The sequence below is a fragment of the Achromobacter xylosoxidans genome, assembly GCF_001457475.1.
GTDB lineage: Bacteria > Pseudomonadota > Gammaproteobacteria > Burkholderiales > Burkholderiaceae_B > Achromobacter > Achromobacter xylosoxidans.
In genome coordinates, this window is the sequence record NZ_LN831029.1 from 804582 (window position 1) to 825549 (window position 20968).

Here is a 20968-nt window from a genome sequence, read left to right on the forward strand (position 1 = left end):
GCCCTTTTTTCTTTCTCGCGCCTCAGGCCGGCGCGGCGGCGCCGGCCGTCGTCGTCCGCATGCGCAAGGACGCCAGTTTCACGCCCGACAGGATCATCACGAAGCCATAGGCATGGAATAGCTGCGGCGCCTCGCCCAGCAGCGGCCAGGCCAGCAACGCGGCATACACCGGCACCAGGAACATCGACAGGCCCGCGGTGGCGGGGCCGGCGCGGCTGATCAGCCGGCCGTAGACGTAGTACGCGCCCAGGCTCGGCACGACCGCCAGGAACAGCAGCACCGCCGCCAGGCGCGGATCGCTCCAGGGGGGAGTGGCGCCGGCGGCGGCCTCGATCCCGGCGAAGGGCGCCAGCGCGATCGCGCCGCCCAGCATCATCGCCGCCAGCCGCGCGCCGTCCGGCACGGCCGGCAGCGTCAGGCGCTTCTGCAGCACCGTATAGAACGCCCAGCCGGTGGCGGCCAGCAGCACCCACAGGTCGCCCTGGCCGAACGCCAGCCGCGCCAGCGCCCAGGCGTCGCCGCGCGTCAGCACCACCAGCACGCCGCCCAGCGCCAGCGCCAGCCCGGCGGCGCGCAGCGGCGAGAGAGGCTTGCGCCAGATGATCGCTTCCAGCAGCGCCACCAGGATCGGGCTGCACGAGAAGATCAGGGCGATGTTGGTGGCGCTGGTGCTTTGGGCGCCGATGTACTGCGGCGCCACCGCCACGCCCATGCCCAGCACCGCCAGCGGCAGCAGCGTGGGCAGGCCGCGCCACAGCGCCTGGCGATGCCGCAGCAAGGCCGGCGCGGCCAGCGGCAACAGGATCAGGAAGGCGATCAGCCAGCGGCCGAAGGCCAGGAAAACGGGGGGGAGGGCGGCGTCGTGGGCCCAGCGGGCGGCCACCATGTTGGAGGCGAATAGCGCCGGCGCGGCCAGGAGCATGGCGGTGCCGGACAGGCCCAGGCCGGTTCTTGCGGGTACTGCTGCTGCGTGAGACATGATTTCCCGCCGCGCGGATCGGCGCGCGGCAACTGCGGTGGACTACACCGGCGCCAAGGCCGGGTTGTGCCGCGGCGCAGGCGCTGGATCCGACGGGCGGGGTAATGCCCGTCTTGCTGGAAAGTCTACGACCGGGTCGGGAAAATAGGTTTCCTGATTCCCGCCATTTCCGTAGAGATAGAGGAATATATATCCTATAAAATTAAGTTTTACAGGGATATTCTCTTCTGCGGATTCTCAGCCGTGTCCACCCCGCCCAAAATCGACGAAACCGACCGCAAGATCCTGCGCGCGCTGCGCACCGATGGCCGCCTCACCAACCTGAAACTGGCCGAGCAGGTGGGCCTGTCGCCCACGCCCTGCTGGAACCGGGTCAAGGCCTTGGAGGACGCGGGCGTGATCGAGGGCTACGCGGCGCTGTTGAACCAGAAGGCGCTGGGCCTGCCCGACACGGTGATGATCGAGGTCACGCTCGAACACCACGACGACGACACGCTGGCGCGCTTCGGCGAGGCGATCACGCGCCTGCCGCAGGTAGTGGAGGCGTTCCTGGTGACGGGCGAATACGACTACCTGATCAAGGTCGCGGTGGCGGGCACCGAAGGCTATGAGGAATTCCTGCGCAAGCGGCTCTACAAGCTGCCCGGCGTGCGCCACAGCCGCTCGACCTTCGTGCTCAAGCGCCTCAAGCACACGCCGTCGGTCGAACCCTGACGGCGCGCGGGGTCAGCCGCGCAGGAACGATTCGATGGCGCCATTGAAGGCGCGCGGGTTGCCCAGGTTCATGCCGTGCGACGAGCCGGCGATGTCGACGCGCCGCGCCTGGGGCAGCCACTGCGCCAGCGCGTCGAGTACCGCCGGGTAGGGCGCGGGGCTGAGCGCGCCGCCGATCAGCAGCGTCGGCAGGGCCAGCGAACCGATCTGTTCCGGGCTCAGGGTGGCGGGCGTTTCGCGGGCCTGGCCGAACAGCGTGCCGGCGTTGTCGCGCACCATCTCCTTGAACCAGGGCACCATGCGCTGCCAGGTGTCCGGCCCTGTCACGGTGTCGACGAACAGCGCCAGGCCCTCTTCGAGCGCGCCGTCGCGGATCAATTCCAGCGCGCGCTGACGGAAGCCGCCGCGCAGATCGTTGTCTCCGGGCAGCGGCAGGCCCGGGTCGGCCAGCGTCAGGCTGCGCAGCGCGTCCGGGCGCGCCAGCGCCGCCTCCAGCGCCACGCGGCCGCCGCGCGAATGGCCTACCAGGTGGGCCGGCTGGCCCGCGACCTGGTCGATGAAGGCCAGCACGTCGGCGCCATGCTGCGCCACCGAAAACCCCTCGCCTTCGCCATCCCAGGTTTCGGGCCAGTAGCGCCGCAGGCACACCGCCAGCACCCGGAACGAGCGACCCAGCGGCGCTATCTGCGACTTCCAGTAGCGACAGTCCGACAGCGAGCCATGCACCAGCACCAGGGGCTCGCCCTCGCCGTATTCGGTGTAGGACATGGCATAGCCGCCGATGTCGGCGGTTTGCAGGGGCAGGACGGGTTCTGAACGCATCGGATCGGGGTTGGGAAAGCCAGGCGGGCATTCTAGCCGGTTCGCTCCCCCGTCCACGGCACGCCCGCGCCCGCGGCGGGGGCATTGGCGGGGGCTGATAAACTCGTTTCCCGATCTTTTTTCCCTTGAACGGAGTTCGCCAGATGTCCCCCGCCACCCCCGCCGATATTCCCGAGTCCGCCCAACGCGTCGCCCGACTGCTCGCCGAAATGGGTCATGACAAGCCGGTGGTGGTGCTACCGCAGACCGGCAAAACCTCGGCGGAAGCGGCCGCGGGGCTGGGCTGCGAAGTGGCCCAGATCGCCAAGTCGATCATCTTCCGCCGGGCCGCGGACGATGCGCCGGTGCTGGTCATCGCCAGCGGCGTCAATCGCGTCGATGAGGCCAAGGTCGCGCAGCAGGTCGGCGCCCTGGCCAAGGCCGACGCCAAGTTCGTGCGCGACATGACCGGCTACGCCATCGGCGGCGTCTGCCCCATCGGCCACGCGGTCAAGCCGGTCATGCTGCTCGACCAGGACCTGTTCCAGTACGACAGCCTGTGGGCGGCGGCGGGGCACCCGCACGCCGTGTTCAACCTGACGCCGCAGCAGTTGGCCGCCATGACCGGCGCGCCGGTTGCGGACGTCGCGCAGCGCGCCTAGCGTTGCCTGTCCGCCGGACCGCCGGCCTCAGGGTCCCGCGCGGGACGTAGCGGTCAGTGCGGACGCGCTTCCAGGTCGTCGATCAGCACCTGGAGCCGTCCGCGCGAGCAGGCTTCGACCCGGCCCTGCACTCCATATACAGCCGCCAGCGACGCTGGCGTGATTACCTCGGCAGGCGCGCCGGCGGCAGCCAGCCTGCCGCCATGGATCATCACCGCGCGGTCGGCATGCTGCAGGGCCACGTTCAGGTCGTGCAGCACGATCACCGTGATCAGCCCGTGCTGCGCGGTTTCCTGCCGCAGCAGCCGCATCACATGGAACTGGTAGTTCAGGTCCAGCGCCGACAGCGGCTCGTCCAACAGCAGCACGCGCGGACGGCGCACCAGCGCCTGCGCCAGCCCCACCAGCTGCTTCTGTCCGCCCGACAGGGCGTCCATGTAGCACAGCGCCAGGTGAGCGATGCCCAGCCGCTCCAGCAGCCGGTCGATCTCGTGCAGATCCGCCGGCGGTCCTTCGGCCTGGCTGGCGCGGGCGGCCACCAGCACCGATTCGAACACCCGCAGGTGCACGGCGGCAGGCAGGCTTTGCGGCAGGTAGACAAGATGGCGCGCGCGGGTCGCGAAATCCATCCGCGTCAGATCGAGATGGTCCAGCCGCGCCTGGCCGGCGCGCGCCTTCACCAGGCCAGCCAGCGCCTTGAGCAGCGTCGATTTGCCGCTACCGTTGGGACCCAGCAGGGCCGTGACTTCACCCGCGTCCAGCCGGGGCAGCGACAGATCGTGCAGCACGTCCGTGCCGCCATAGCCGGAGGTGATGCCTTCGATCGCCAGCGCCGGCTGCGGGGCCGCCGTCATGGCAGCCTCCGGCGCAGCACTACCGCCACGAAGAACGGAATGCCGATCAGCGAAGTGACGATGCCCACCGGCACGATCACGCCTGGCGCCAGGTTCTTGGAGGCGACCGAGGCCAGCGACAGGATCACGCCGCCGACCAGCGCGCTGCCCGGCAGGAAGAAGCGATGATCCTCGCCCACCAGGCGGCGGGCGATGTGCGGCGCGATCAGGCCAATGAAGCCGATGGTGCCGACGAACGCCACCGCCAGCGCCGACAGCAGGCTGACGCGCGCCAGTGCCGTCACGCGCACGCGGCGCACGTCCACGCCGAAGCTGGCGGCGCGTTCCTCGCCCAGCCGCAGGGCGGTCAGCTTCCAGGACTGGCGCAACGCCAACGGCAATGCCACGGCGAAGGCCAGTCCAAGCGTGGCCACGGTGGTCCAGCTCGAGCGCGCCAGGCTGCCCATGGTCCAGAACACCAGGTTTTGCAGCGCCTCGGCGCTGGCGGTGAACTGCACCAGCGACACCAGCGCGTTGAAAGTGAACACCATGGCGATGCCGAACAGCACCACGCCCGACGTGTTCATGCCGCCGCGCCGCGCCACGCCGTCCAGCATCAGGGCGGCAAGCAGGGCGAACAGGAAGGCATTGCCGGCGATCAGCCAGCCGTCGGGGATGCCGGGCACGCCCAGGTGCAGCACGATGGCCAGCGACGCGCCGAAGGCGGCCGCCGACGACACGCCCAACGTGAATGGGCTGGCCAGGGGATTGTTCAGGATGGTCTGCATTTCCGCGCCCGCCAGGCCCAGCGCCATGCCGACCAGCGCGGCCATTAGCGCGTAGGGCAGCCGGATATCCCAGACGATGACGCGCAGCGTCGGATCGGCCGACGCCGGCGCGCTCAGCGTGCGCCACAGCTCGCCCCAGCCCAGGCCCGAGGGACCGAGCGTGAAATCGAGCAGCAGCCCAATGCAAATCGCCGCCAGCAGCAGGGCGATGAGCCCTGCCCGGCGGCGCAGGATGTGCCGGTAGGCGGCGACCGCGGTTGCGGCTTCCGCCATTACTGCAGCAGTTGCAGGCGGCTCTTGGCCGTGTTGGCGGCCGGCGTGGTCGGGTAGTCGCGGACGATGCGCTGCAACGTGGTCTTGGCGCCGGCGCGGTTGTTCATCTCGATCTGGCTGCCGGCGATGACCAGCAGGGCGTCAGGGGCGCGGGCGTTGTCGGGCGCCTTCTGCACCATGGCGTTCAGTTGTTCGATGGCGCCCTTGAAGTCCTTCAGCGCGTAGCGGCTGCTGCCCAGGTAGAACTGGGCGCTGGGCGCGAGCTGGCTGGCGGGGTAGAGCGCGGTGAAGGCGGCCAGCGATTCGGACGCTTCCTTGTACTGGCCCTTGCGGAACAGGTCGATGGCGCCGTCGTAGGCGGCCTGCTCCTGCGGATCGCCGGCCGTCGCGCCCGGCGGGTTGGCGCCGCCGGCGGCGCCGCCCGGCTTGTTGGCGCTGGGCTGTTGGCGCGACACCAGTTCGAGCTGGTCGCGCAACTGGGCGACTTCCTGCTGCAGGGCCTGGATCTGGTCGGCCAATTGCAGCTTGGCGCGTTGGCTCTGCTCGTTCTGCTGCTGCACCTGCTGGCGCAAATCCAGGATGGCCTTGCGGGCCTCGTCATCGGAGAAAGCGTGGGCGGGGGCCGCCAGGGCCGCCAGCACCAGGCCAGTGGCCGCCATCAAGGGACGCAGGGACAGAACGTAATCGCGCATGAAAATTCCCGGGGATAAAAACAAACGTCGGGACGGCCGGCTGACCGTCCCGACGCGTGGTGGGGCACTTAACTATACGAAAAGCTTAACGCTGATAAACGATATCGGCGCGGCGGTTTTCCGCAAAGTCGGCTTCCGACGAGCCAGTCGCCTTCGGCTTTTCTTTACCGAAGCTGATGGTTTCGATCTGGTTGTCGCTGACGCCCAGCAGGGTCATCATGCGACGCACGGCGTCGGCACGGCGCTGGCCCAGGGCCAGGTTGTATTCGGCGCCGCCGCGTTCGTCGGTGTTGCCTTCGATCTTGATTTTCTGCTGCTGGTGCGAAGCCAGGTAACGGGCGTGGGTTTCCACCAAGCCGCGGTACTGGTCGGACACCGTGTAGCTGTCGAAGTCAAAGTATACCGAGCGCTGTTGCGCCAGGATGCTTTGGGGGTTGAAGGGATCAAGGATCTGGCCGGAGGCCGAGGATCCTTGGCCAGCGCCTCCGCCCTGACCCGCTTTATCGTCGAGAGGGACGGAGCTGCAAGCTGCCAGGGTGGCGGCCAGAGCGGCGATGGTTAGGCTTTTGGCAATGCGCGACTTCATGATAGTTCCTTTGCAAAGAGAGTCACACGTGTTATCGGGTAAATGGGCCCCAAGTCGGTTCACGTATTTCCCCGTTCAGTACCGAAAGCGTCTGCCGTACGCGACCATCGCTCGAAACACCTGCAAGCACGCTACGTCCGTTTTGGATCGCGGCGTAGAGGACTTGCATGCCGTTCGGCGCGAAGCTTGGCGACTGATCGTCACGACCATCGGTCAACAAGTTCTCCGAGCCGGAGGACAGGTTCAACGATGCGATTCGAAACGCGCCGTCGCGTCTGGCAACGTACAGCAGCGTCGATCCATCGGGGGAAATTCGGGGTGAGATGTTGTAACCACCATTAAACGTGAGGCGGCGAGCATCGCCACCGTCCAGGCCGGTTTGGTAAATTTGCGGCCCGCCGCTGCGGTCACTGGTAAAGATAATGGAACGGCCGTCCGGCGTAAAGCTCGGCTCGGTGTCAATCCCGGGAGAACGCGTAACTCGCTTCATATTCGAGCCGCCGGCCGCGCTAACGATGTAAATTTGCGACAGACCGTCACGCGTCAGGGCCACGGCAAGCTGGGTGCCATCGGGCGACCAGCCCGGGGCGCTGTTGTTGCCCTTGAAGTTGGCGACCGGCACGCGGGCGCTGGTGGCCAGGGTGTGCACGTACACCACCGGCTTGCCGGATTCGAAGCTCACGTACGCCAGCTTGGAACCATCGGGCGACCAGGACGGCGAGATGATCGGCTCGCGCGAACGCAGGGCGACCTGCGGATTCTGGCCGTCGGCGTCAGCCACCTGCAGTTCGTAGGTGGCGCCTTGCTTGAGCACGTAGGCGATGCGGGTCGAGAACACGCCGCGCACGCCGGTGATCTTTTCATAGATGCGGTCGGCGATCTGGTGGGCGACGCGGCGCAGTTCCTGCTCGGTGCCGGAGAACGCGACGCCATCCAGCTGGCCCTTCTTGACCGTGTCGGCCAGGCGGTAGCGCACGTCGTAGCGGCCGTCGTTGCCGCGCACGATGCTGCCGTAGGCGATGAAGTCGGCGCCCTTGGCGCGCCAGTCGTCATGGGCGATGGGCGAATCGACGTTCAGGCCCGAACCGGCGGCGCTGATCAGGCGGAACTGGCCGGTGCGGGTCAGGTCGGCGCGAATCACTTCGGCCAGGGCGCGGCCATGGGCGTCGTCCACCGCGAAATCGGCGATGGCAACGGGGTATTGGGTGGCGCCGGTGCCGGAAATGTCGACACGCAGCTGGGCCTGGGCGGGCTTGAGGGCCATCAGGCAGGCCAGCGCCAGCAGCAACAGGCCGAATCCATACGATCGCCAGAGAACGAGGGGGGAAGCTCGTCGGCTATGGGCGGGAGTCATAATCAGCAATCTCCTGTCAATCATACATTCTGTACACAACGTCAATGATGGGCTCGTAGCGGCCGGTCGAAGGCTTGGGGAAGGGGTTGCAGCGGCGGATGCCGGTCTCGACCGCGCGGTCGAAGCCCGCGTTGCCGGAGGAACTGGTCAACGTGACCCCGTTAACCTTCCCGTCAGAACCTAACTGTACCCGGTATTGGGCCGTCGGATTGTCCGAGCCGCTGCGCGGCGGCGGCGGGTAGGCCACGCCGGGTTGCACGCAGGCGCGCACCTTGGCGCCATAGCCGCTGTCGCGCCCGCCACCGGCCTGGTTGCGGTCGGCGGTGCCGCCGGGAATGCCGGCCGCGCCCAGGGCGTCGTTGCGGAACGCATCCTTCAGGGCCTTGTCGGCCGCGGCCTTCTTGGCGGCTTCTTCCTTGGCCTTCTTTTCGGCGGCGGCTTTTTCAGCGGCGGCTTTGTCGGCCGCGGCCTTTTCAGCGGCGGCCTTCTCGGCAGCCGCCTTTTCAGCCGCTGCCTTCTTGGCGGCGTCTTCCTTGGCCTTCTTTTCGGCAGCGGCCTTGTCCGCAGCCGCCTTCTCCGCCGCAGCCTTGTCGGCGGCGGCCTTCTCGGCCGCCTGGCGTTCCTGTTCGAGGCGCTTCTTTTCCTTCAGCTCGGCCTGCTTGCGCTCTTCCTCCAGGCGCGCCTTTTCCTTGGCGGCCTCGGCGGCCTGGCGGGCCTGTTCTTCCTTCTCTTTCTTCTTCTTGGCTTCCTGCAGCGCGATCTCGGGATCGACCTCGTCGGCCTTGGGCTGGGCCTGGGGCTCCGGCTTGGGCGGCGGCGGCGGCGGGGGCTCGGGCTGCTTTTCCGGCTCGGGCTCGGGTTGCGGCTTGGGCTGGGGCTTGGGCGGTTCGGGTTGCGGTTGGGGCGGGGGCGAGACCGGCGAATTGCCGTCGGCCCACAGCTGCACTTCCACCGGTCCCGGGTTTTCAGTGCGCCAGTTCAGGTTGAAGATCAACACGGCCAGCAGCAGCGCGTGCACCAGCAACGCCAGGACCAGCGCGATCCGGTTGTCGTTGTTGGGCGGCGTGGCCGGGGGGCCGCTGTGGTGTCGAATGATGGGTGGCGTCATGAGCGTTGCAGGCCGGCGGCGCCGGCGGAGGACGTCGCGTTAGCGTTTTTTCGCGGGGGCGGGCTGGTTGCCGCCGGCGGACTGGTCCACCAGCAGGCCCAGGCGGGTGATGCCATTGGTACGCAGTTCGTCCATGACCTTCACGACCGTCTCGTAGGGCACCTTGCCGTCGGCCGCGATCACCACCGGCGTTTCCGCCGTGATGCGCGAACGCACCTGCGCCACCAGTTCGGGACGGGCAATGTCCTGCATGGTGGCGCCGGGTTCGCGCATGCGCAGCGCGATCTTGCCGTCTTCCGAAATCTGGACTTCCAGCGGCTTGACGGGAACGTCGGACGCGGCGCCCACCGAGGGCAGCTGGATCAGGCCCGGCGTGATCAGCGGTGCGGTCACCATGAAGATGACCAGCAGCACCAGCATCACGTCGATGTAGGGCACCACGTTGATGTCGGCCTTCATGCGGCGGCCGGACCTGCCGCGCGAGCTTACCGAGGGCATTAGCGCACCTGCCGTTGCAGAATGTTCAGGAATTCATCGACGAAGCTGTCGAAACGGATCGAGATGCGATCGATGTCGTTGGTGAAGCGGTTGTACGCGACCACCGCGGGGATGGCGGCGAACAGGCCGATGGCGGTGGCGATCAGCGCTTCGGCGATACCCGGGGCCACCGAGGCCAGCGTGGCCTGTTGCATGTTCGACAGACCGATGAAGGCGTGCATGATGCCCCAGACCGTGCCGAGCAGGCCGATGTAGGGCGAAACCGAGCCGGCCGAGGCCAGGAAGTTCAAGTGGGATTCCAGCGCGTCCATTTCGCGCTGGTAGGCGGCGCGCATGGCGCGGCGCGGGCCGTCGAGCACGGCGGTGGCGTCATTGCTGGCGTTGCCGCGGCGGGCCTTCAGGAACTCGGTCATGCCGGCATCGAAGATGCGGGCCAGCGCGCCTTGCTCGTCGCGGCGCGAGGCCACCGCCTGCTGCAGCATCGACAGGTCGCCGCCCGACCAGAAATCGTCTTCGAAACGGCGGGTCTGGGCGTGGGCGCGCTTGATGGCCAGCCGCTTGGCGAAGATGTACGTCCAGGACATGATCGAGATGCCCAGGAGCATCAGCATGATCAGCTGGACCGGCACGCTGGCGTGCGAAATCAACGAAAGCAACGACATGTCGTTGGTGGCTTGCATGGTTATTCCTGAATTGATTCCAGTTTGGCGCGGACGTCGGCCGGTAGTTCCACCGGCCGCATGTTGACGGCATCGACGCAGCAGACTTGGATATTGCCTTCGGCAAGCAGTTCCCCGTCCCGTTCTGCGCGCTGCGCGAAGTGTATCGAAGCGCGGCCCAGTCGTGTGACCCGGCTGCGTATCGTAAGCAAATCGTCCAGCTTGGCCGGTTTGCGATAAGACATGTCCAGGGCGCGGACAACGAACAGGCGCTGCTCGCCGACGGCCAGGTCGGATTGATTGACTCCCAGGTCGCGCAGCCATTCGGTGCGGGCGCGCTCCAGGAATTTCAAATAGTTGGCGTAGAAAACCACCCCGCCCGCGTCCGTGTCTTCGTAGTAGACACGGACCTGCAGGAGGGATTCGGTGGACTTCGGATCGGTCACGATGGGAGATTCGATGATGCGGGTCGGGACGCGAAAAGTCCGTAGTTACTTTAAGGTTTACAGCGTGTCGAGTTTCGTCAGCACGGTTTCAAGCGCGGACTCTACCGGAATCTTGGCCGCTTCGGTTTCCCGACGGGCCTGCAATTCCACCACACCGTCGTTCAATCCGCGTTCTCCAACTGTTACACGGAGCGGCGCGCCGATCAATTCCCATTCGGCAAACATGACGCCGGGGCGGGCGTCGCGGTCGTCCAGGATGACGTCCACGCCGCGCGCCAGCAGCGATTCGTACAGCTTCAGGGAGGTGTTACGCACGGTTTCGCTTTTGCCCCAGCCCACCGGGCAGATGACGACTTCGAACGGCGCGATGGCGCGCGGCCAGATGATGCCGCGGTCGTCGTGGTTCTGCTCGATGGCGGCGCCGACGATACGGGTGATGCCGATGCCGTAGCAGCCCATTTCCAGCACGGCCGGCTTGCCGGTTTCGTCCAGGAAGGTGGCCTTGAGGGCTTCGGAGTACTTTTTACCCAGATAGAAAACGTGTCCGACCTCGATGCCGCGCTGGATCGACAGCGTGCCCTTGCCGTCCGGCGAGGGGTCGCCGGCGACCACGTTGCGCAAGTCGGCCACCTGCTCGGGTTCGGGCAGGTCACGGCCCCAGTTCACTCCCTGGATGTGGAAGTCTTCGCGGTTGGCGCCGCAGACGAAATCGGCCATGTTGGCCACGGTGCGGTCGGCGATGACGTGCACCGGGCGCGCGGTGCGCACCGGGCCCAGGTAGCCGGGCTTGCAGCCGAAATGCTCGACGATTTCGCTTTCGGTGGCGAAACGGAAGCCGGCCAGGCCGGGCAGCTTGCTGGCCTTGATCTCGTTCAGTTCGTGGTCGCCGCGCAGCAGCAGCAGCCAGATCTCGACCTTGCCCTTGTCGCCATCGGTGGCCAGGACGATGGACTTCACCGTGCGCTCCAGCGGCAGGTCCAGCAGGCGGGCCACGTCTTCGCACTTGGCGGCGCCCGGGGTGGCCACGTCGGCCATGGGCTGGGTGGGCGCGCCGCGCTCGGCGTACAGGCCGGGCGCCTCGGCCAGCTCGATGTTGGCGGCGTAGTCGGAATCGGCGTTGTAGACCAGCAGGTCTTCGCCGGTGTCGGCGATCACCTGGAATTCATGGCTGCGGGTGCCGCCGATGGAGCCGGTGTCGGCCGCGACGGCGCGGAACTCCAGGCCCAGGCGGCCAAAGATGCGCATGTACGCGGCGTACATGTTGTCGTAGCTCTTCTGGGCGCCGGCTTCGTCGCGGTCGAAGGAGTAGGCGTCCTTCATGGTGAATTCACGGCCGCGCATCAGGCCGAAGCGGGGGCGGCGCTCGTCCCGGAACTTGGTCTGGATGTGATAGAAATTCAGCGGCAGCTGGCGATAGCTGTGGATCTCGTTGCGGGCGATGTCGGTGATCACCTCTTCCGAGGTCGGCTGCAGCACGAAATCGCGCTGGTGCCGGTCCTTGATGCGCAGCAGCTCGGCGCCGTACTGCTCCCAGCGGCCCGATTCCATCCAGAGTTCGGCCGGCTGGACTACCGGCATCAGCAGTTCGATCGCGCCCGAGGCGTTCATTTCCTCGCGGACAATGGCCTCGACCTTGCGGATGATCTTCAGGCCCAGCGGCATGTAGGTGTAGATCCCGCCCGCGAGCTTGCGGATCATGCCGGCCCGGGTCATCAGCTGGTGGCTGGCGACTTCGGCTTCGGAAGGGGCTTCTTTCAGGGTGTTGATATGGTAGTTGGATGCGCGCATGTTTAAAGGTGGCAGCAGATACGTATAATCGACTGTAATTGTATTGAATTCGGTGGGGGTGGCCCATGCTTGACCGCGAAGGCTACCGCCCCAATGTCGGCATCATTCTCGTCAATAGCAGAAACGAGGTCTTTTGGGGCAAGCGTATCAGGGAACATGCCTGGCAGTTCCCGCAGGGCGGCATCAAGTACGGCGAAAGCCCGGTGCAGGCCATGTATCGCGAGCTCCATGAAGAGGTGGGCCTGAAGCCCGAGCATGTCCGTATTTTGGGGCGTACACGCGATTGGTTACGTTATAACGTGCCCGATCACTTCGTCCGGCGTGAGTGGCGTGGCCACTATAAAGGACAAAAGCAGATTTGGTTCTTGTTGCGCCTGGTGGGACGTGACAGCGACGTATGCCTGCGCGCGACGCAGCATCCGGAATTCGACGCCTGGCGCTGGAGCCAGTACTGGGTGCCGCTGGATGCCGTGATCGAGTTCAAGCGGGACGTCTATACCCAGGCGTTGAACGAGTTGTCGGCAATCCTCTTTCGGCGTCATCACGAAACCCGCTACCTGCGTCAGCGCGTGCATGGGCAGCGGGCGGCGGAGAACTTGCCCGAAGGAACGGACGGTCATGCGCATATTGTTGGTTGAAGATGAACGGGACATGGCGTCCTGGCTGATGCGCGCGCTCGCGCAAAGTGGCTTCGTGCCGGACCACGCGGCCGACGCCCGCACGGCCGAGGCCTTCATGGCGGGCACCGAGTACGACGCCATCGTCATGGACCTGCGCCTGCCCGACAAGCACGGCCTGGTGGTGCTGCGTGAGATGCGCAACCGCGATGACCGCACCCCGGTGCTGCTGCTGACCGCCCAGGGCGCCCTGCAGGACCGGGTCCGCGGCCTGAACCTGGGCGCTGACGATTTCCTGACCAAGCCGTTCGCCCTGGAAGAACTGGAAGCCCGCCTGACCGCACTGGTGCGCCGCAGCCGCGGCCGCCAGCATCCGCGCCTGCAGTGCGGATCGCTGTCGTACGACAGTGAAAGCCGCGCCTTCACGCTCGACGGCTCCCTGCTGTTCCTGACCCCGCGCGAGCATGCCGCCCTGGCGGCGCTGCTGACGCGCAGCGGCTACCCGGTGGACAAGTCGCAACTGTTCGGCAAGGTCTTCACCCACGACAGCGAGGCCAATCCGGACGCCATCGAGGTGGTGCTGCACCGCCTGCGCAAGAAGCTGGCCGGCAGCGACGTGCGCATCGTCACGGTGCGCGGGCTCGGCTACATGCTGGAAAGCGTCGCCAGCGAAGCCGCCGACTCCTGACGCCCTCGTGAGCCTCCGGATCCCTGGGTTGCCGCGGGTCGGCATCCGCGCGCTGCTGATCATCCTGTTGCTGCCCGGCGTGGTGGCGCTGCTGGTCATCGACAGCCTGAACGACTACCGCACCCTGTCCGAGATCACCAACGAGGCCTACGACAGCGCGCTGGTCGAGCCTGCCCGGGTCCTCGAAAGCAGCCTGGAATTCACGCCCGACGGCTCGCTCCAGGTGGCGACGCCACTGTACGCCCAGGTCATGCTGGAATCGCGCGCCGGGCTGCGCAAGTATTTCCGCATCGAACAGATCGATCCGCCCTTGCCGGACGGCGCGCCGGTGCCTCTGGAGCAGGGCAAGACGCTGCTGGGCATGCCCGAACTGCCGCGCCCGCCAAGCTGGCCGCGCTCCAACGGGCCGCCGGTGTTCTACGACGGGGTCTACCGCAACGACCCGGTGCGGGTGGTATCGCTGGTGCGCGACCTGTATTACCAGGGCGTGCATCGCCAGGTGTTGGTGCTGGTGGCCGAAAGCACGGGCAAGCGCATCGAGGCCGAGAACAGCGCCCGGCGCCAGGAAATCCTGCGCGACGCGCGCATGCTGGCGCTCGTGGTGCTGCTGGTCTGGTGGGGGGTGTCCTGGGCCTTGAAACCGCTGCGCCGCCTGCGCGCCGACATCCGCAACCGCAGGCCCGACGACCTGACCCCGCTCGATGCCTCTCGCGTGCCCAGCGAAGTTGCGCCGCTGGTCGACGCCGTCAATCACCACATCGCCCGTTACCGCCGCGTGCTGGAAGAGCAGTCGCATTTCCTGGCCGACGCCTCGCACCAATTGCGCACGCCGTTGGCCATCATGCTGACGCAGGCGCAATACGCCTTGCGCGAACGCGATCCGGCGCGGGCCCAGGAAGGCTTGCGCGCCATCGTCGACCAACTGGGCCGCACCCGCCGCCTGACCGAGCAATTGCTGTCGCTGGCGCATGCCAACCAGGCGGACCAGTTGCCGCGCCAACTGCTCGACATGAACGCCGTCTCGCGCGAGGTGGTGTTGCAGTACCTGCCGCTGGCGCACGAAAAGCAACAGGATCTGGGCTGGGTGCAGGCCGTCAACGCGCAGGGCCAGGAAATCGGCGCGCCCGTGTCCGGCAGCGAAGCCGAATTGCATGAGGCCTTGTCCAACCTGGTCCACAACGCCATCCATTACGCGCCCGTCGGGGCGCGCATCACGGTATCGGTCAGCCGGGTCGAAAACCGCGCCGAGGTGGCCGTGTCCGACAACGGCCCCGGCCTGCAGCCGCTCCTGCGGGCCCGCGCCTTCGCCCGCTTCGAGCGTGTCGGGACCGACAAACCGGTGGCATCCTCCGGCTCGGGCCTGGGACTGGCCATCGCCCGGGCCTATGCCCGCCGCAACGATGGCGACATCGAATTGCGCGACGGCGAGCCCAACGCGCAGGGCGGGGTCGGCCTGGCCTCCGTGCTGTGGCTGCCGTTGGCGACAACCGTCTCGCAGTATCCGCGTCCCGCCGACGTCGAGTTCACCGGCGAACAATAATTCCGCCAAGCTTTCATTCCATCGCCCCGAGCCGCGTGGCGCGACGCATCTTTCTCCATCAGGGATAACCCCCGGATTCAGGATCGCGACAGCGCATAGAAAGCGGATTAGCAGCTTCCTTCCGTAATCTGCCAGCCGGCTTGTTGTAAAGAGCCGGATGGCGCACGCTCTTGGCGCCATCCCGAGGGCCCGCACGGCCCTGCTCCAGGAGGATGGAAGTGCAAAAAACAATTAATAGAAAGGACTACTACGGCGGCGCGCTGATGGTCCTTGTCGGGTTGGGGGCGATCTACGGTGGTACGGACTATCACATCGGAACGCTCAGTCACATGGGGCCGGGGTTCTTCCCCGCGGCACTGGGCGGCCTGCTGGCGCTGACGGGGATCCTGATCGCGATCTCGGCGCGCTCCGGCGAATCCACGCCGCCCGCGCCGGGCGATGGCCACGCGCACGGCCTGCCGGACCTGCGCGGCAGCGTCTGCATCCTGCTCGGGACGCTGGCGTTCCTGCTGTTGGGCCACTACGGCGGCCTGCTGCCCGCCACGTTCGCCATCGTGTTCATCTCCGCCCTGGGCGACCGCAAGAACACGGTCAAGCAGGCATTCGTGCTGTCGATCGGCATGTCCGTGATCGCGGTGGTGGTTTTCTGGTGGGCGCTGCAACTGCAGCTGCCGCTGTTTCGCTGGGGTTGATACGCCATGATTTCTCAAGCTTTGACCGATCTCTGGTACGGCTTCGGCGTCGCGTTCCAGCTCCATAACCTGATGTGGTCGTTCTTCGGCGTGCTGGTGGGCAACCTCATCGGCGTGCTGCCCGGCATGGGCGCGCTGTCGGCCATCTCGATCCTGCTGCCGCTGACCTACGTGATGCAGCCGGTGCCCGCCATCCTGATGCTGGCCGGCATCTTCTACGGCTCGCAGTACGGCGGCGCCATCGGCGCGATCCTGCTCAACCTGCCTTCGCATCCGCCGCACGCGGTGACGTGTCTTGACGGGTATCCACTGACCAAACAGGGCAAGGGAGGGACGGCGCTCGGCATCACGATGATCTGCTCGTTCTTCGCGGCCTCGGTCGGCATCATCGTCATGATCTTCGCCTCGCCGCTGCTGGTCGAGGTGGCCTTCAAGTTCGGCCCGACCGAGATCTTCTCGATCATGCTGCTGGGCCTGCTGGCCGGCGCCACGATGTCGCGCGGCTCGCCGCTCAAGGGCGTGGCCATGACGCTGTTCGGCCTGATGTGCGGCGTGGTCGGCACCGACGTGAACACCGGCACCATCCGCTTCTCGTTCGGCCTGCTGGACCTGTCCGATGGCCTGGAACTGGTGGCGATCTCGATGGGCCTGTTCGGCGTTGCCGACTTCCTGATGAGCGTCAACCGCATGACCATCATCGGCAGCGGCGCCAAGCTGCGCCTGCGCGACATGCGCCCCAGCAAGCAGGAAATGAAGACGGCCTTCTGGCCGATGGTGCGCGGCACCGCGGTGGGCACGCTGTTTGGCGCCATGCCCGGCACCGGTCCCACCATCACCACCTTCGTGGCCTACGCGCTGGAACGCAAGATCTCCAAGACGCCCGAGCAGTTCGGCACCGGCATGATCGCGGGCGTGGCCTCGCCCGAAGCCTCGTCGCACTCCAAGACGCAGGTCGACTTCATCCCCACGATGAGCCTGGGCATCCCCGGCGACGCGGTGATGGCGCTGATCCTGGGCGCGCTGCTGATCCAGGGCATCCAGCCCGGCCCGCAGCTGATCACCGAGCATCCGGACATCTTCTGGGGCCTGATCGCCAGCTTCTGGGTCGGCAACGTGCTGCTGATGGTGCTCAATGTGCCGCTGATCGGCGTCTGGGTCAAGCTGCTGCAGGTGCCATACCGCTACCTGTTCCCGTCGGCGCTGTTCTTCATCGCGGTGGGCGTGTTCAGTACCCAGAACAGCCTCTTCCAGATCTGGGAAGTGCTGGCCTTCGGTGTGATCGGCGCCATCCTCATGACGCTGGAATTCTCGGTCGCGCCCATCCTGCTCGGCTTTGTGCTGGGCCCCATGGTCGAAGAGAACTTCCGCCGCGCCTTGCTGTTGTCGCGCGGTGACCTGGCGGTGTTCGTGCAACGCCCGATCAGCGCCTGGTTCATTGCCGCCAGCGCCTTGCTGATCCTGCTGCAGTTGTGGGCCTTCGCGCGCCGCAGCCGCGGCAAGAACAAGCCGCAGGTGCCGCAAGCGGCCTGACACCCGGCATTGTCCGCAGCGCAAACGGCCCGGCCTTCACGCCGGGCCGTTTGATTTGTGCGCCGTCTTCCCCCATGCTTGCGATTTCCCGAGCCCGTCCGGATCTACGCCATGCATATCCTCTTCGCCTGCCCCCTGCACGACCCCGACGTCTGGGTCCCGCGCCTGCAAGCCGCCATGCCCGGCTGTCGCATTTCCGTCTGGAATCCCGACGGCCCGCCATCCGGCGCCGAGGTCGCCCTGGTATGGAAGCCGCCGGTCGAGCTGTTCCAGCACGAGACCGGCATCGAGACGCTGTTCAACCTGGGAGCGGGCGTGGACGCTTTGCTCAAGATGAAGGAGATTCCGCCGCATGTGCGCATCGTGCGGCTGGAGGACGCCGGCATGTCGGTGCAGATGGCCGAGTACGCGCTTTACGCGCTGCTGCGCGTGTCGCGCGATTTCCAGGCCTTCGACGAATCGCAGGCGCGCCAGCACTGGGATACCCGCGAAGGCACGCGCCAGGCCGATTGGCCGGTGGGCGTTCTGGGCCTGGGCCAGGTCGGCGCGCGCGTGGCGCAGACGCTGGCCGAGTTCGGTTATCCGGTGGCGGGCTGGTCGCGCACGCCGCGCGAGATTCCCGGCGTGGAGTCCTTCTCCGGGCAGGACGCCTTGCCGGCCTTCCTGGCGCGCACCCGCTTCCTGGTGAACGTGCTGCCGCTCACGCCCGACACCCGTGGCATCCTCAACCGCGACACGCTCGGCCAACTGCTGCCCGAGGCGCACCTGGTCAACGTCGGCCGTGGTGAACACCTGGTCGAGGAAGACCTGGTGCAGATGCTGGAAGAGGGCGAAATCGCCGGCGCCACGCTCGACGTGTTCCACACCGAACCGTTGCCCAAGGATCATCCGTTCTGGCGCGATCCGCGCGTGCATGTCACGCCGCACATCGCCGCCCGCACGCTGCGCGACGAAAGCATCGAGCAGATCGCCGGCAAGGTCGCCCGGCTGATGCGCGGCGAACCCATCACCGGCGTGGTCGAGCGCGAGCGCGGCTACTGAGCGGCGGGCGCCGTGGCGCCTTGCTTCTCCAGCCGCTGATAGGTGGGGGGCAGGCGCTGCGACAGGAAATCCAGCAGCGTGCGCACCGCCGGCATCATGCCGCGCCGCGACGGATAGATGCAGTGCACGATGCCTTCGGGCGATTGCCATTGCGGCAGCACCGGCACCAGTTGGCCGCGGCGCAGTTCTTCCTGGGTCGCGATCGAGGGCAGCAACGCGATGCCGCGGCCGCGCACGGCGGCTTCCACCAGCACGATGAAGTCGTTGCACGAGAGCTGCGGCTTGAGTTCGATGTGCACCTCTTCGCCCTTGTCGTTGCGCAGCGGCCAGCGCACCTCGTTCTGCGGATCGCTGAAGCTCAGGGTGGTGTGCGAGGCCAGGTCCTGGGGCGTGTCGGGCGCGCCGTGGCGCTGCAGGTAGCCCGGGCTGGCCACCAGCGTGCCGCGCGCCGTGCCCAGGTGCCGCACCACCAGTTCCGCGTCGGTATCGAGCTTGGTGCGCACCCGCAGTGCCAGGTCCACCCCTTCGCGGATCAGGTCCACGCGGCGATTGGTCACCAGCAACTGCACCGAAATGGCCGGCCAGGCGTCCAGGAATTCCGGCAATAGCGGCGCCAGCACGTCCTGCGCGATAGAGACCGGGCAGCTGACCACCACCGGGCCGGTGGGTTCTGACTGCAACTGGCGCATGGCGTCGTCGGCCGCGCGCGCCGAGGCGGCCATTTCACGGCAGTAATGCAGATAGCGTTCGCCGGCGGCCGTCAGGCGCAGGCGGCGGGTGGTGCGTTGCAGGAGCCGCACGCCCAGGCTTTCCTCCAGGTGCGAGATGCGGCGCGACAGGCGTGATTTGGGAATGTCCAGGGCTCGCGCCGCCGCGCTGAAACCGCCTTGTTCGACGACTTGGGAAAAATAGTAGAGGTCGTTTAGATCTTGCATGATTGTTCTATACCTGGAACGAATAGTTCATCATACCCGGGTTTATGTGATCAATTAAGCGGTCTACAGTGACGCCATGCATTCAGGACCCGCGCCCTTCGCGGTCCGCACTGGAGATCACGTCATGAAGACCCTCGTCATCCTTTCCTCGATTCTCGGCAACCGCTCGCACAGCAAGGAACTGGCCGATCACATGGTGGCCCGCATCAAGCAGGCCAATCCCGCTGCCGTCATCACCATCCGCGACATCGGCGCCGAGCCCTTGCCGTACTTCGACGGCGCGACCGCCGGCGCCCTGTTCACGCCCGCCGATGCGCGTACGCTGGAGCAGCAACGCATCGTCGAACGCAGCGACGCGCTGGTTGCGGAACTGCTGCAGGCCGATCGCATCGTGTTCGCGGTGCCGGTCTACAACTTCAACCTGCCCGCCCAATTCAAGAGCTACCTGGACCACGTGGCCCGTGCCGGCGTCACGTTCCGTTATACGCCGGAAGGCGTGGCCGAGGGCCTGGTGAAGGGTAAGCAGGTGTTCGTGCTGACCGCGCGCGGCGGCAAGGCGGAAGGCACGCCCGCCGATACCATGACGCCGTACCTGCGGCAGATGCTGGGCTTCCTGGGCATGGATGAAGTCACGTTCATCGCCGCCGAAGGCATGGCGATGGGCGAAGTCGCGGCGCTCGAAGGCGTGGCGCTGGCACGCCAGCGCATCGACGCGCTCGACCTGGCGCCGTCGCAAGTCTCGCGGCAGGCCGCCTAACGCCACGAAAAAGCGGACCCGGCTGGTCCGCTTTTTTCATGTCGGCGGGCGTTCAATCCCGCAGGCGCTTGATCAGGCTGGAAGTATCCCAGCGGCCGCCGCCCATTTTCTGCACGTCGCCGTAGAACTGGTCCACCAGCGCCGTCAGCGGCAGGCGCGCGCCATTGTGGCGGGCCTCGGCCAGCACCAGGCCGAGATCCTTGCGCATCCAGTCCACCGCGAAGCCGAAGTCGAACTTGTCGTCGACCATGGTGCCGCCGCGGTTTTCCATCTGCCAGCTCTGCGCCGCGCCCTTGCTGATCACGTCCAGCACCAGCTTCATGTCCAGGTCGGCGGCCTGGCCGAACGCCACGGCCTCGGACAGGCCCTGCACGATGCCGGCGATACAGATCTGGTTGACCATCTTGGCCAGTTGGCCGGCTCCGGGCGGACCCACGCGCGTCACGGCGCGGCCAAAGGCCTGAGCCACCGGCTTGATGGCGTCGAACACGGCCTGTTCTCCGCCGCACATGATGGTGAGAACGCCGTTGACCGCGCCGGCCTGGCCGCCTGACACGGGGGCGTCGATGAAGTTCAGGCCAAGATCCTTGGCTTGCGCGTAAAGTTCGCGCGCCACGTCCGCCGAGGCGGTGGTGTGGTCGACGAACACCGCGCCCGGGGCCATGCCGGCGAAGGCGCCGTCGGGTCCCAGGGTGACGCTGCGCAGGTCATCGTCGTTGCCGACGCAGGCGAACACGATCTGCGCGCCCGCGACCGCCTCGCGCGGCGTCATGGCGCTGCGGCCGCCGAATTCAGCGGCCCAGGCCTGGGCCTTGGAAGACGTGCGGTTGTAGACGGTGACGTCGTGCCCGGCGCGGGCCAGGTGGCCGGCCATGGGCAGGCCCATCACGCCCAGGCCGAGGAATGCGACTTTCTGGGCCACGACCGCGTCGTAGCTCTTGGTACCGATCGATGCCATGCAGGGGACTCCGCTGTGGAAAGGAAAAC

General features: G+C 66.9%; 23 protein-coding genes. 9 read left to right on the top strand and 14 right to left on the bottom strand.

Annotated features, from left to right (window positions below; genetic code table 11):
• Positions 1-22 precede the first annotated feature (22 nt).
• Positions 23-979, bottom strand: coding sequence for a DMT family transporter (locus AT699_RS03735; RefSeq protein WP_026382460.1), 957 nt, complete (start codon positions 977-979; stop codon positions 23-25).
• Positions 980-1222: 243 nt separating this feature from the next.
• Here AT699_RS03735 and AT699_RS03740 point away from each other — a divergent pair, with 243 nt between their 5' ends.
• Entirely contained in the window at positions 1223-1693 is a 471-nt protein-coding gene (locus AT699_RS03740) for an Lrp/AsnC family transcriptional regulator (protein ID WP_006388732.1), read from the top strand.
• A 12-nt stretch (positions 1694-1705) separates the two neighbouring features.
• Here AT699_RS03740 and AT699_RS03745 read toward each other — a convergent pair whose 3' ends face one another.
• The gene (locus tag AT699_RS03745) at positions 1706-2515 is read right to left on the bottom strand and encodes an alpha/beta fold hydrolase (RefSeq protein ID WP_024067737.1); all 810 of its coding nucleotides are present in this window, start codon (positions 2513-2515) and stop codon (positions 1706-1708) included.
• A gap of 143 nt (positions 2516-2658) precedes the next feature.
• On the opposite strand from AT699_RS03745, the gene AT699_RS03750 reads away from it, so the two are divergent.
• On the top strand, positions 2659-3156 hold the full coding sequence (locus tag AT699_RS03750; RefSeq protein WP_024067738.1) for a YbaK/EbsC family protein: 498 nt from the start codon (positions 2659-2661) through the stop codon (positions 3154-3156).
• Between the two features lie 53 nt (positions 3157-3209).
• Here the strand turns inward: AT699_RS03750 and AT699_RS03755 are convergent, their stop codons facing one another.
• The 10 genes from AT699_RS03755 to AT699_RS03800 all read right to left on the bottom strand — a co-directional run bounded on the left by AT699_RS03755 (position 3210) and on the right by AT699_RS03800 (position 12181).
• Positions 3210-4010: an ABC transporter ATP-binding protein gene (locus AT699_RS03755; protein ID WP_024067739.1), complete on the bottom strand. Its 801-nt coding sequence runs from the start codon at positions 4008-4010 to the stop codon at positions 3210-3212.
• A complete protein-coding gene (locus tag AT699_RS03760; RefSeq protein WP_006388736.1) occupies positions 4007-5050 on the bottom strand; it encodes a FecCD family ABC transporter permease in 1044 nt (347 codons plus the stop codon). Before AT699_RS03760 ends, AT699_RS03755 begins: the two co-directional genes overlap by 4 nt.
• Positions 5050-5742, bottom strand: coding sequence for a tol-pal system protein YbgF (ybgF, locus tag AT699_RS03765; RefSeq protein WP_006388737.1), 693 nt, complete (start codon positions 5740-5742; stop codon positions 5050-5052). The genes AT699_RS03760 and ybgF overlap by 1 nt, the downstream gene beginning before the upstream one ends.
• Before the next feature lie 85 nt (positions 5743-5827).
• Positions 5828-6328 carry a peptidoglycan-associated lipoprotein Pal gene (gene pal / locus AT699_RS03770; protein ID WP_006388738.1) on the bottom strand — a complete coding sequence of 167 codons (501 nt, stop codon included), beginning with the start codon at positions 6326-6328 and terminating at the stop codon, positions 5828-5830.
• Between the two features lie 31 nt (positions 6329-6359).
• A complete protein-coding gene (gene tolB / locus AT699_RS03775; RefSeq protein WP_006388739.1) occupies positions 6360-7682 on the bottom strand; it encodes a Tol-Pal system beta propeller repeat protein TolB in 1323 nt (440 codons plus the stop codon).
• A gap of 16 nt (positions 7683-7698) precedes the next feature.
• Positions 7699-8790, bottom strand: a complete 1092-nt coding sequence (gene tolA / locus AT699_RS03780; RefSeq protein ID WP_024067741.1) for a cell envelope integrity protein TolA — start codon at positions 8788-8790, stop codon at positions 7699-7701.
• 39 nt (positions 8791-8829) lie between these two features.
• A complete protein-coding gene (locus AT699_RS03785; RefSeq protein ID WP_006388741.1) occupies positions 8830-9288 on the bottom strand; it encodes an ExbD/TolR family protein in 459 nt (152 codons plus the stop codon).
• Positions 9288-9968 carry a protein TolQ gene (gene tolQ / locus AT699_RS03790; protein WP_006388742.1) on the bottom strand — a complete coding sequence of 227 codons (681 nt, stop codon included), beginning with the start codon at positions 9966-9968 and terminating at the stop codon, positions 9288-9290. The genes AT699_RS03785 and tolQ overlap by 1 nt, the downstream gene beginning before the upstream one ends.
• A 2-nt stretch (positions 9969-9970) precedes the next feature.
• Complete coding sequence (gene ybgC / locus AT699_RS03795; protein ID WP_006388743.1) at positions 9971-10393, bottom strand: tol-pal system-associated acyl-CoA thioesterase; 423 nt, start codon at positions 10391-10393, stop codon at positions 9971-9973.
• 57 nt (positions 10394-10450) lie between these two features.
• On the bottom strand, positions 10451-12181 hold the full coding sequence (locus AT699_RS03800; RefSeq protein WP_006388744.1) for a proline--tRNA ligase: 1731 nt from the start codon (positions 12179-12181) through the stop codon (positions 10451-10453).
• 65 nt (positions 12182-12246) lie between these two features.
• Here AT699_RS03800 and AT699_RS03805 point away from each other — a divergent pair, with 65 nt between their 5' ends.
• The 6 genes from AT699_RS03805 (at position 12247) to AT699_RS03830 (ending at position 18289) form a co-directional block, all read left to right on the top strand.
• Complete coding sequence (locus AT699_RS03805; protein WP_006217428.1) at positions 12247-12819, top strand: RNA pyrophosphohydrolase; 573 nt, start codon at positions 12247-12249, stop codon at positions 12817-12819.
• Positions 12800-13486 carry a response regulator gene (locus AT699_RS03810; protein WP_020925157.1) on the top strand — a complete coding sequence of 229 codons (687 nt, stop codon included), beginning with the start codon at positions 12800-12802 and terminating at the stop codon, positions 13484-13486. The genes AT699_RS03805 and AT699_RS03810 overlap by 20 nt, the downstream gene beginning before the upstream one ends.
• 7 nt (positions 13487-13493) lie before the next feature.
• On the top strand, positions 13494-15026 hold the full coding sequence (locus AT699_RS03815) for a sensor histidine kinase (protein ID WP_026382455.1): 1533 nt from the start codon (positions 13494-13496) through the stop codon (positions 15024-15026).
• Between the two features lie 212 nt (positions 15027-15238).
• Complete coding sequence (locus AT699_RS03820; RefSeq protein ID WP_006388747.1) at positions 15239-15718, top strand: tripartite tricarboxylate transporter TctB family protein; 480 nt, start codon at positions 15239-15241, stop codon at positions 15716-15718.
• Positions 15719-15724: 6 nt separating this feature from the next.
• Positions 15725-17248: a tripartite tricarboxylate transporter permease gene (locus AT699_RS03825; protein WP_024067742.1), complete on the top strand. Its 1524-nt coding sequence runs from the start codon at positions 15725-15727 to the stop codon at positions 17246-17248.
• Between the two features lie 111 nt (positions 17249-17359).
• Positions 17360-18289, top strand: coding sequence for a 2-hydroxyacid dehydrogenase (locus AT699_RS03830; protein WP_006388749.1), 930 nt, complete (start codon positions 17360-17362; stop codon positions 18287-18289).
• Here AT699_RS03830 and AT699_RS03835 read toward each other — a convergent pair.
• Entirely contained in the window at positions 18283-19224 is a 942-nt protein-coding gene (locus AT699_RS03835; protein WP_006388750.1) for a LysR family transcriptional regulator, read from the bottom strand. The two genes, AT699_RS03830 and AT699_RS03835, sit on opposite strands and share 7 nt — an antisense overlap.
• A 124-nt stretch (positions 19225-19348) precedes the next feature.
• Between AT699_RS03835 and AT699_RS03840 the strand changes: the two genes are divergently transcribed.
• Positions 19349-19981 (top strand): FMN-dependent NADH-azoreductase, encoded by a 633-nt coding sequence (locus tag AT699_RS03840; protein WP_024067743.1) that lies wholly within the window; start codon positions 19349-19351, stop codon positions 19979-19981.
• A 52-nt stretch (positions 19982-20033) separates the two neighbouring features.
• Here the strand turns inward: AT699_RS03840 and AT699_RS03845 are convergent, their stop codons facing one another.
• The gene (locus AT699_RS03845) at positions 20034-20939 is read right to left on the bottom strand and encodes an NAD(P)-dependent oxidoreductase (RefSeq protein WP_006388752.1); all 906 of its coding nucleotides are present in this window, start codon (positions 20937-20939) and stop codon (positions 20034-20036) included.
• Positions 20940-20968: the final 29 nt, after the last annotated feature.

What these genes read in the sequence shown, in the direction of transcription:
- AT699_RS03735 (WP_026382460.1), bottom strand. Translation starts at nt 979, where the DNA reads ATGTCTCACGCAGCAGCAGTACCCGCAAGAACCGGCCTGGGCCTGTCC.
- AT699_RS03745 (WP_024067737.1), bottom strand. Translation starts at nt 2,515, where the DNA reads ATGCGTTCAGAACCCGTCCTGCCCCTGCAAACCGCCGACATCGGCGGC.
- AT699_RS03750 (WP_024067738.1), top strand. Translation starts at nt 2,659, where the DNA reads ATGTCCCCCGCCACCCCCGCCGATATTCCCGAGTCCGCCCAACGCGTC.
- AT699_RS03755 (WP_024067739.1), bottom strand. Translation starts at nt 4,010, where the DNA reads ATGACGGCGGCCCCGCAGCCGGCGCTGGCGATCGAAGGCATCACCTCC.
- AT699_RS03760 (WP_006388736.1), bottom strand. Translation starts at nt 5,050, where the DNA reads ATGGCGGAAGCCGCAACCGCGGTCGCCGCCTACCGGCACATCCTGCGC.
- ybgF (WP_006388737.1), bottom strand. Translation starts at nt 5,742, where the DNA reads ATGCGCGATTACGTTCTGTCCCTGCGTCCCTTGATGGCGGCCACTGGC.
- pal (WP_006388738.1), bottom strand. Translation starts at nt 6,328, where the DNA reads ATGAAGTCGCGCATTGCCAAAAGCCTAACCATCGCCGCTCTGGCCGCC.
- tolB (WP_006388739.1), bottom strand. Translation starts at nt 7,682, where the DNA reads ATGACTCCCGCCCATAGCCGACGAGCTTCCCCCCTCGTTCTCTGGCGA.
- tolA (WP_024067741.1), bottom strand. Translation starts at nt 8,790, where the DNA reads ATGACGCCACCCATCATTCGACACCACAGCGGCCCCCCGGCCACGCCG.
- AT699_RS03785 (WP_006388741.1), bottom strand. Translation starts at nt 9,288, where the DNA reads ATGCCCTCGGTAAGCTCGCGCGGCAGGTCCGGCCGCCGCATGAAGGCC.
- tolQ (WP_006388742.1), bottom strand. Translation starts at nt 9,968, where the DNA reads ATGCAAGCCACCAACGACATGTCGTTGCTTTCGTTGATTTCGCACGCC.
- AT699_RS03800 (WP_006388744.1), bottom strand. Translation starts at nt 12,181, where the DNA reads ATGCGCGCATCCAACTACCATATCAACACCCTGAAAGAAGCCCCTTCC.
- AT699_RS03805 (WP_006217428.1), top strand. Translation starts at nt 12,247, where the DNA reads ATGCTTGACCGCGAAGGCTACCGCCCCAATGTCGGCATCATTCTCGTC.
- AT699_RS03810 (WP_020925157.1), top strand. Translation starts at nt 12,800, where the DNA reads ATGCGCATATTGTTGGTTGAAGATGAACGGGACATGGCGTCCTGGCTG.
- AT699_RS03820 (WP_006388747.1), top strand. Translation starts at nt 15,239, where the DNA reads ATGGAAGTGCAAAAAACAATTAATAGAAAGGACTACTACGGCGGCGCG.
- AT699_RS03825 (WP_024067742.1), top strand. Translation starts at nt 15,725, where the DNA reads ATGATTTCTCAAGCTTTGACCGATCTCTGGTACGGCTTCGGCGTCGCG.
- AT699_RS03830 (WP_006388749.1), top strand. Translation starts at nt 17,360, where the DNA reads ATGCATATCCTCTTCGCCTGCCCCCTGCACGACCCCGACGTCTGGGTC.
- AT699_RS03835 (WP_006388750.1), bottom strand. Translation starts at nt 19,224, where the DNA reads ATGCAAGATCTAAACGACCTCTACTATTTTTCCCAAGTCGTCGAACAA.
- AT699_RS03840 (WP_024067743.1), top strand. Translation starts at nt 19,349, where the DNA reads ATGAAGACCCTCGTCATCCTTTCCTCGATTCTCGGCAACCGCTCGCAC.
- AT699_RS03845 (WP_006388752.1), bottom strand. Translation starts at nt 20,939, where the DNA reads ATGGCATCGATCGGTACCAAGAGCTACGACGCGGTCGTGGCCCAGAAA.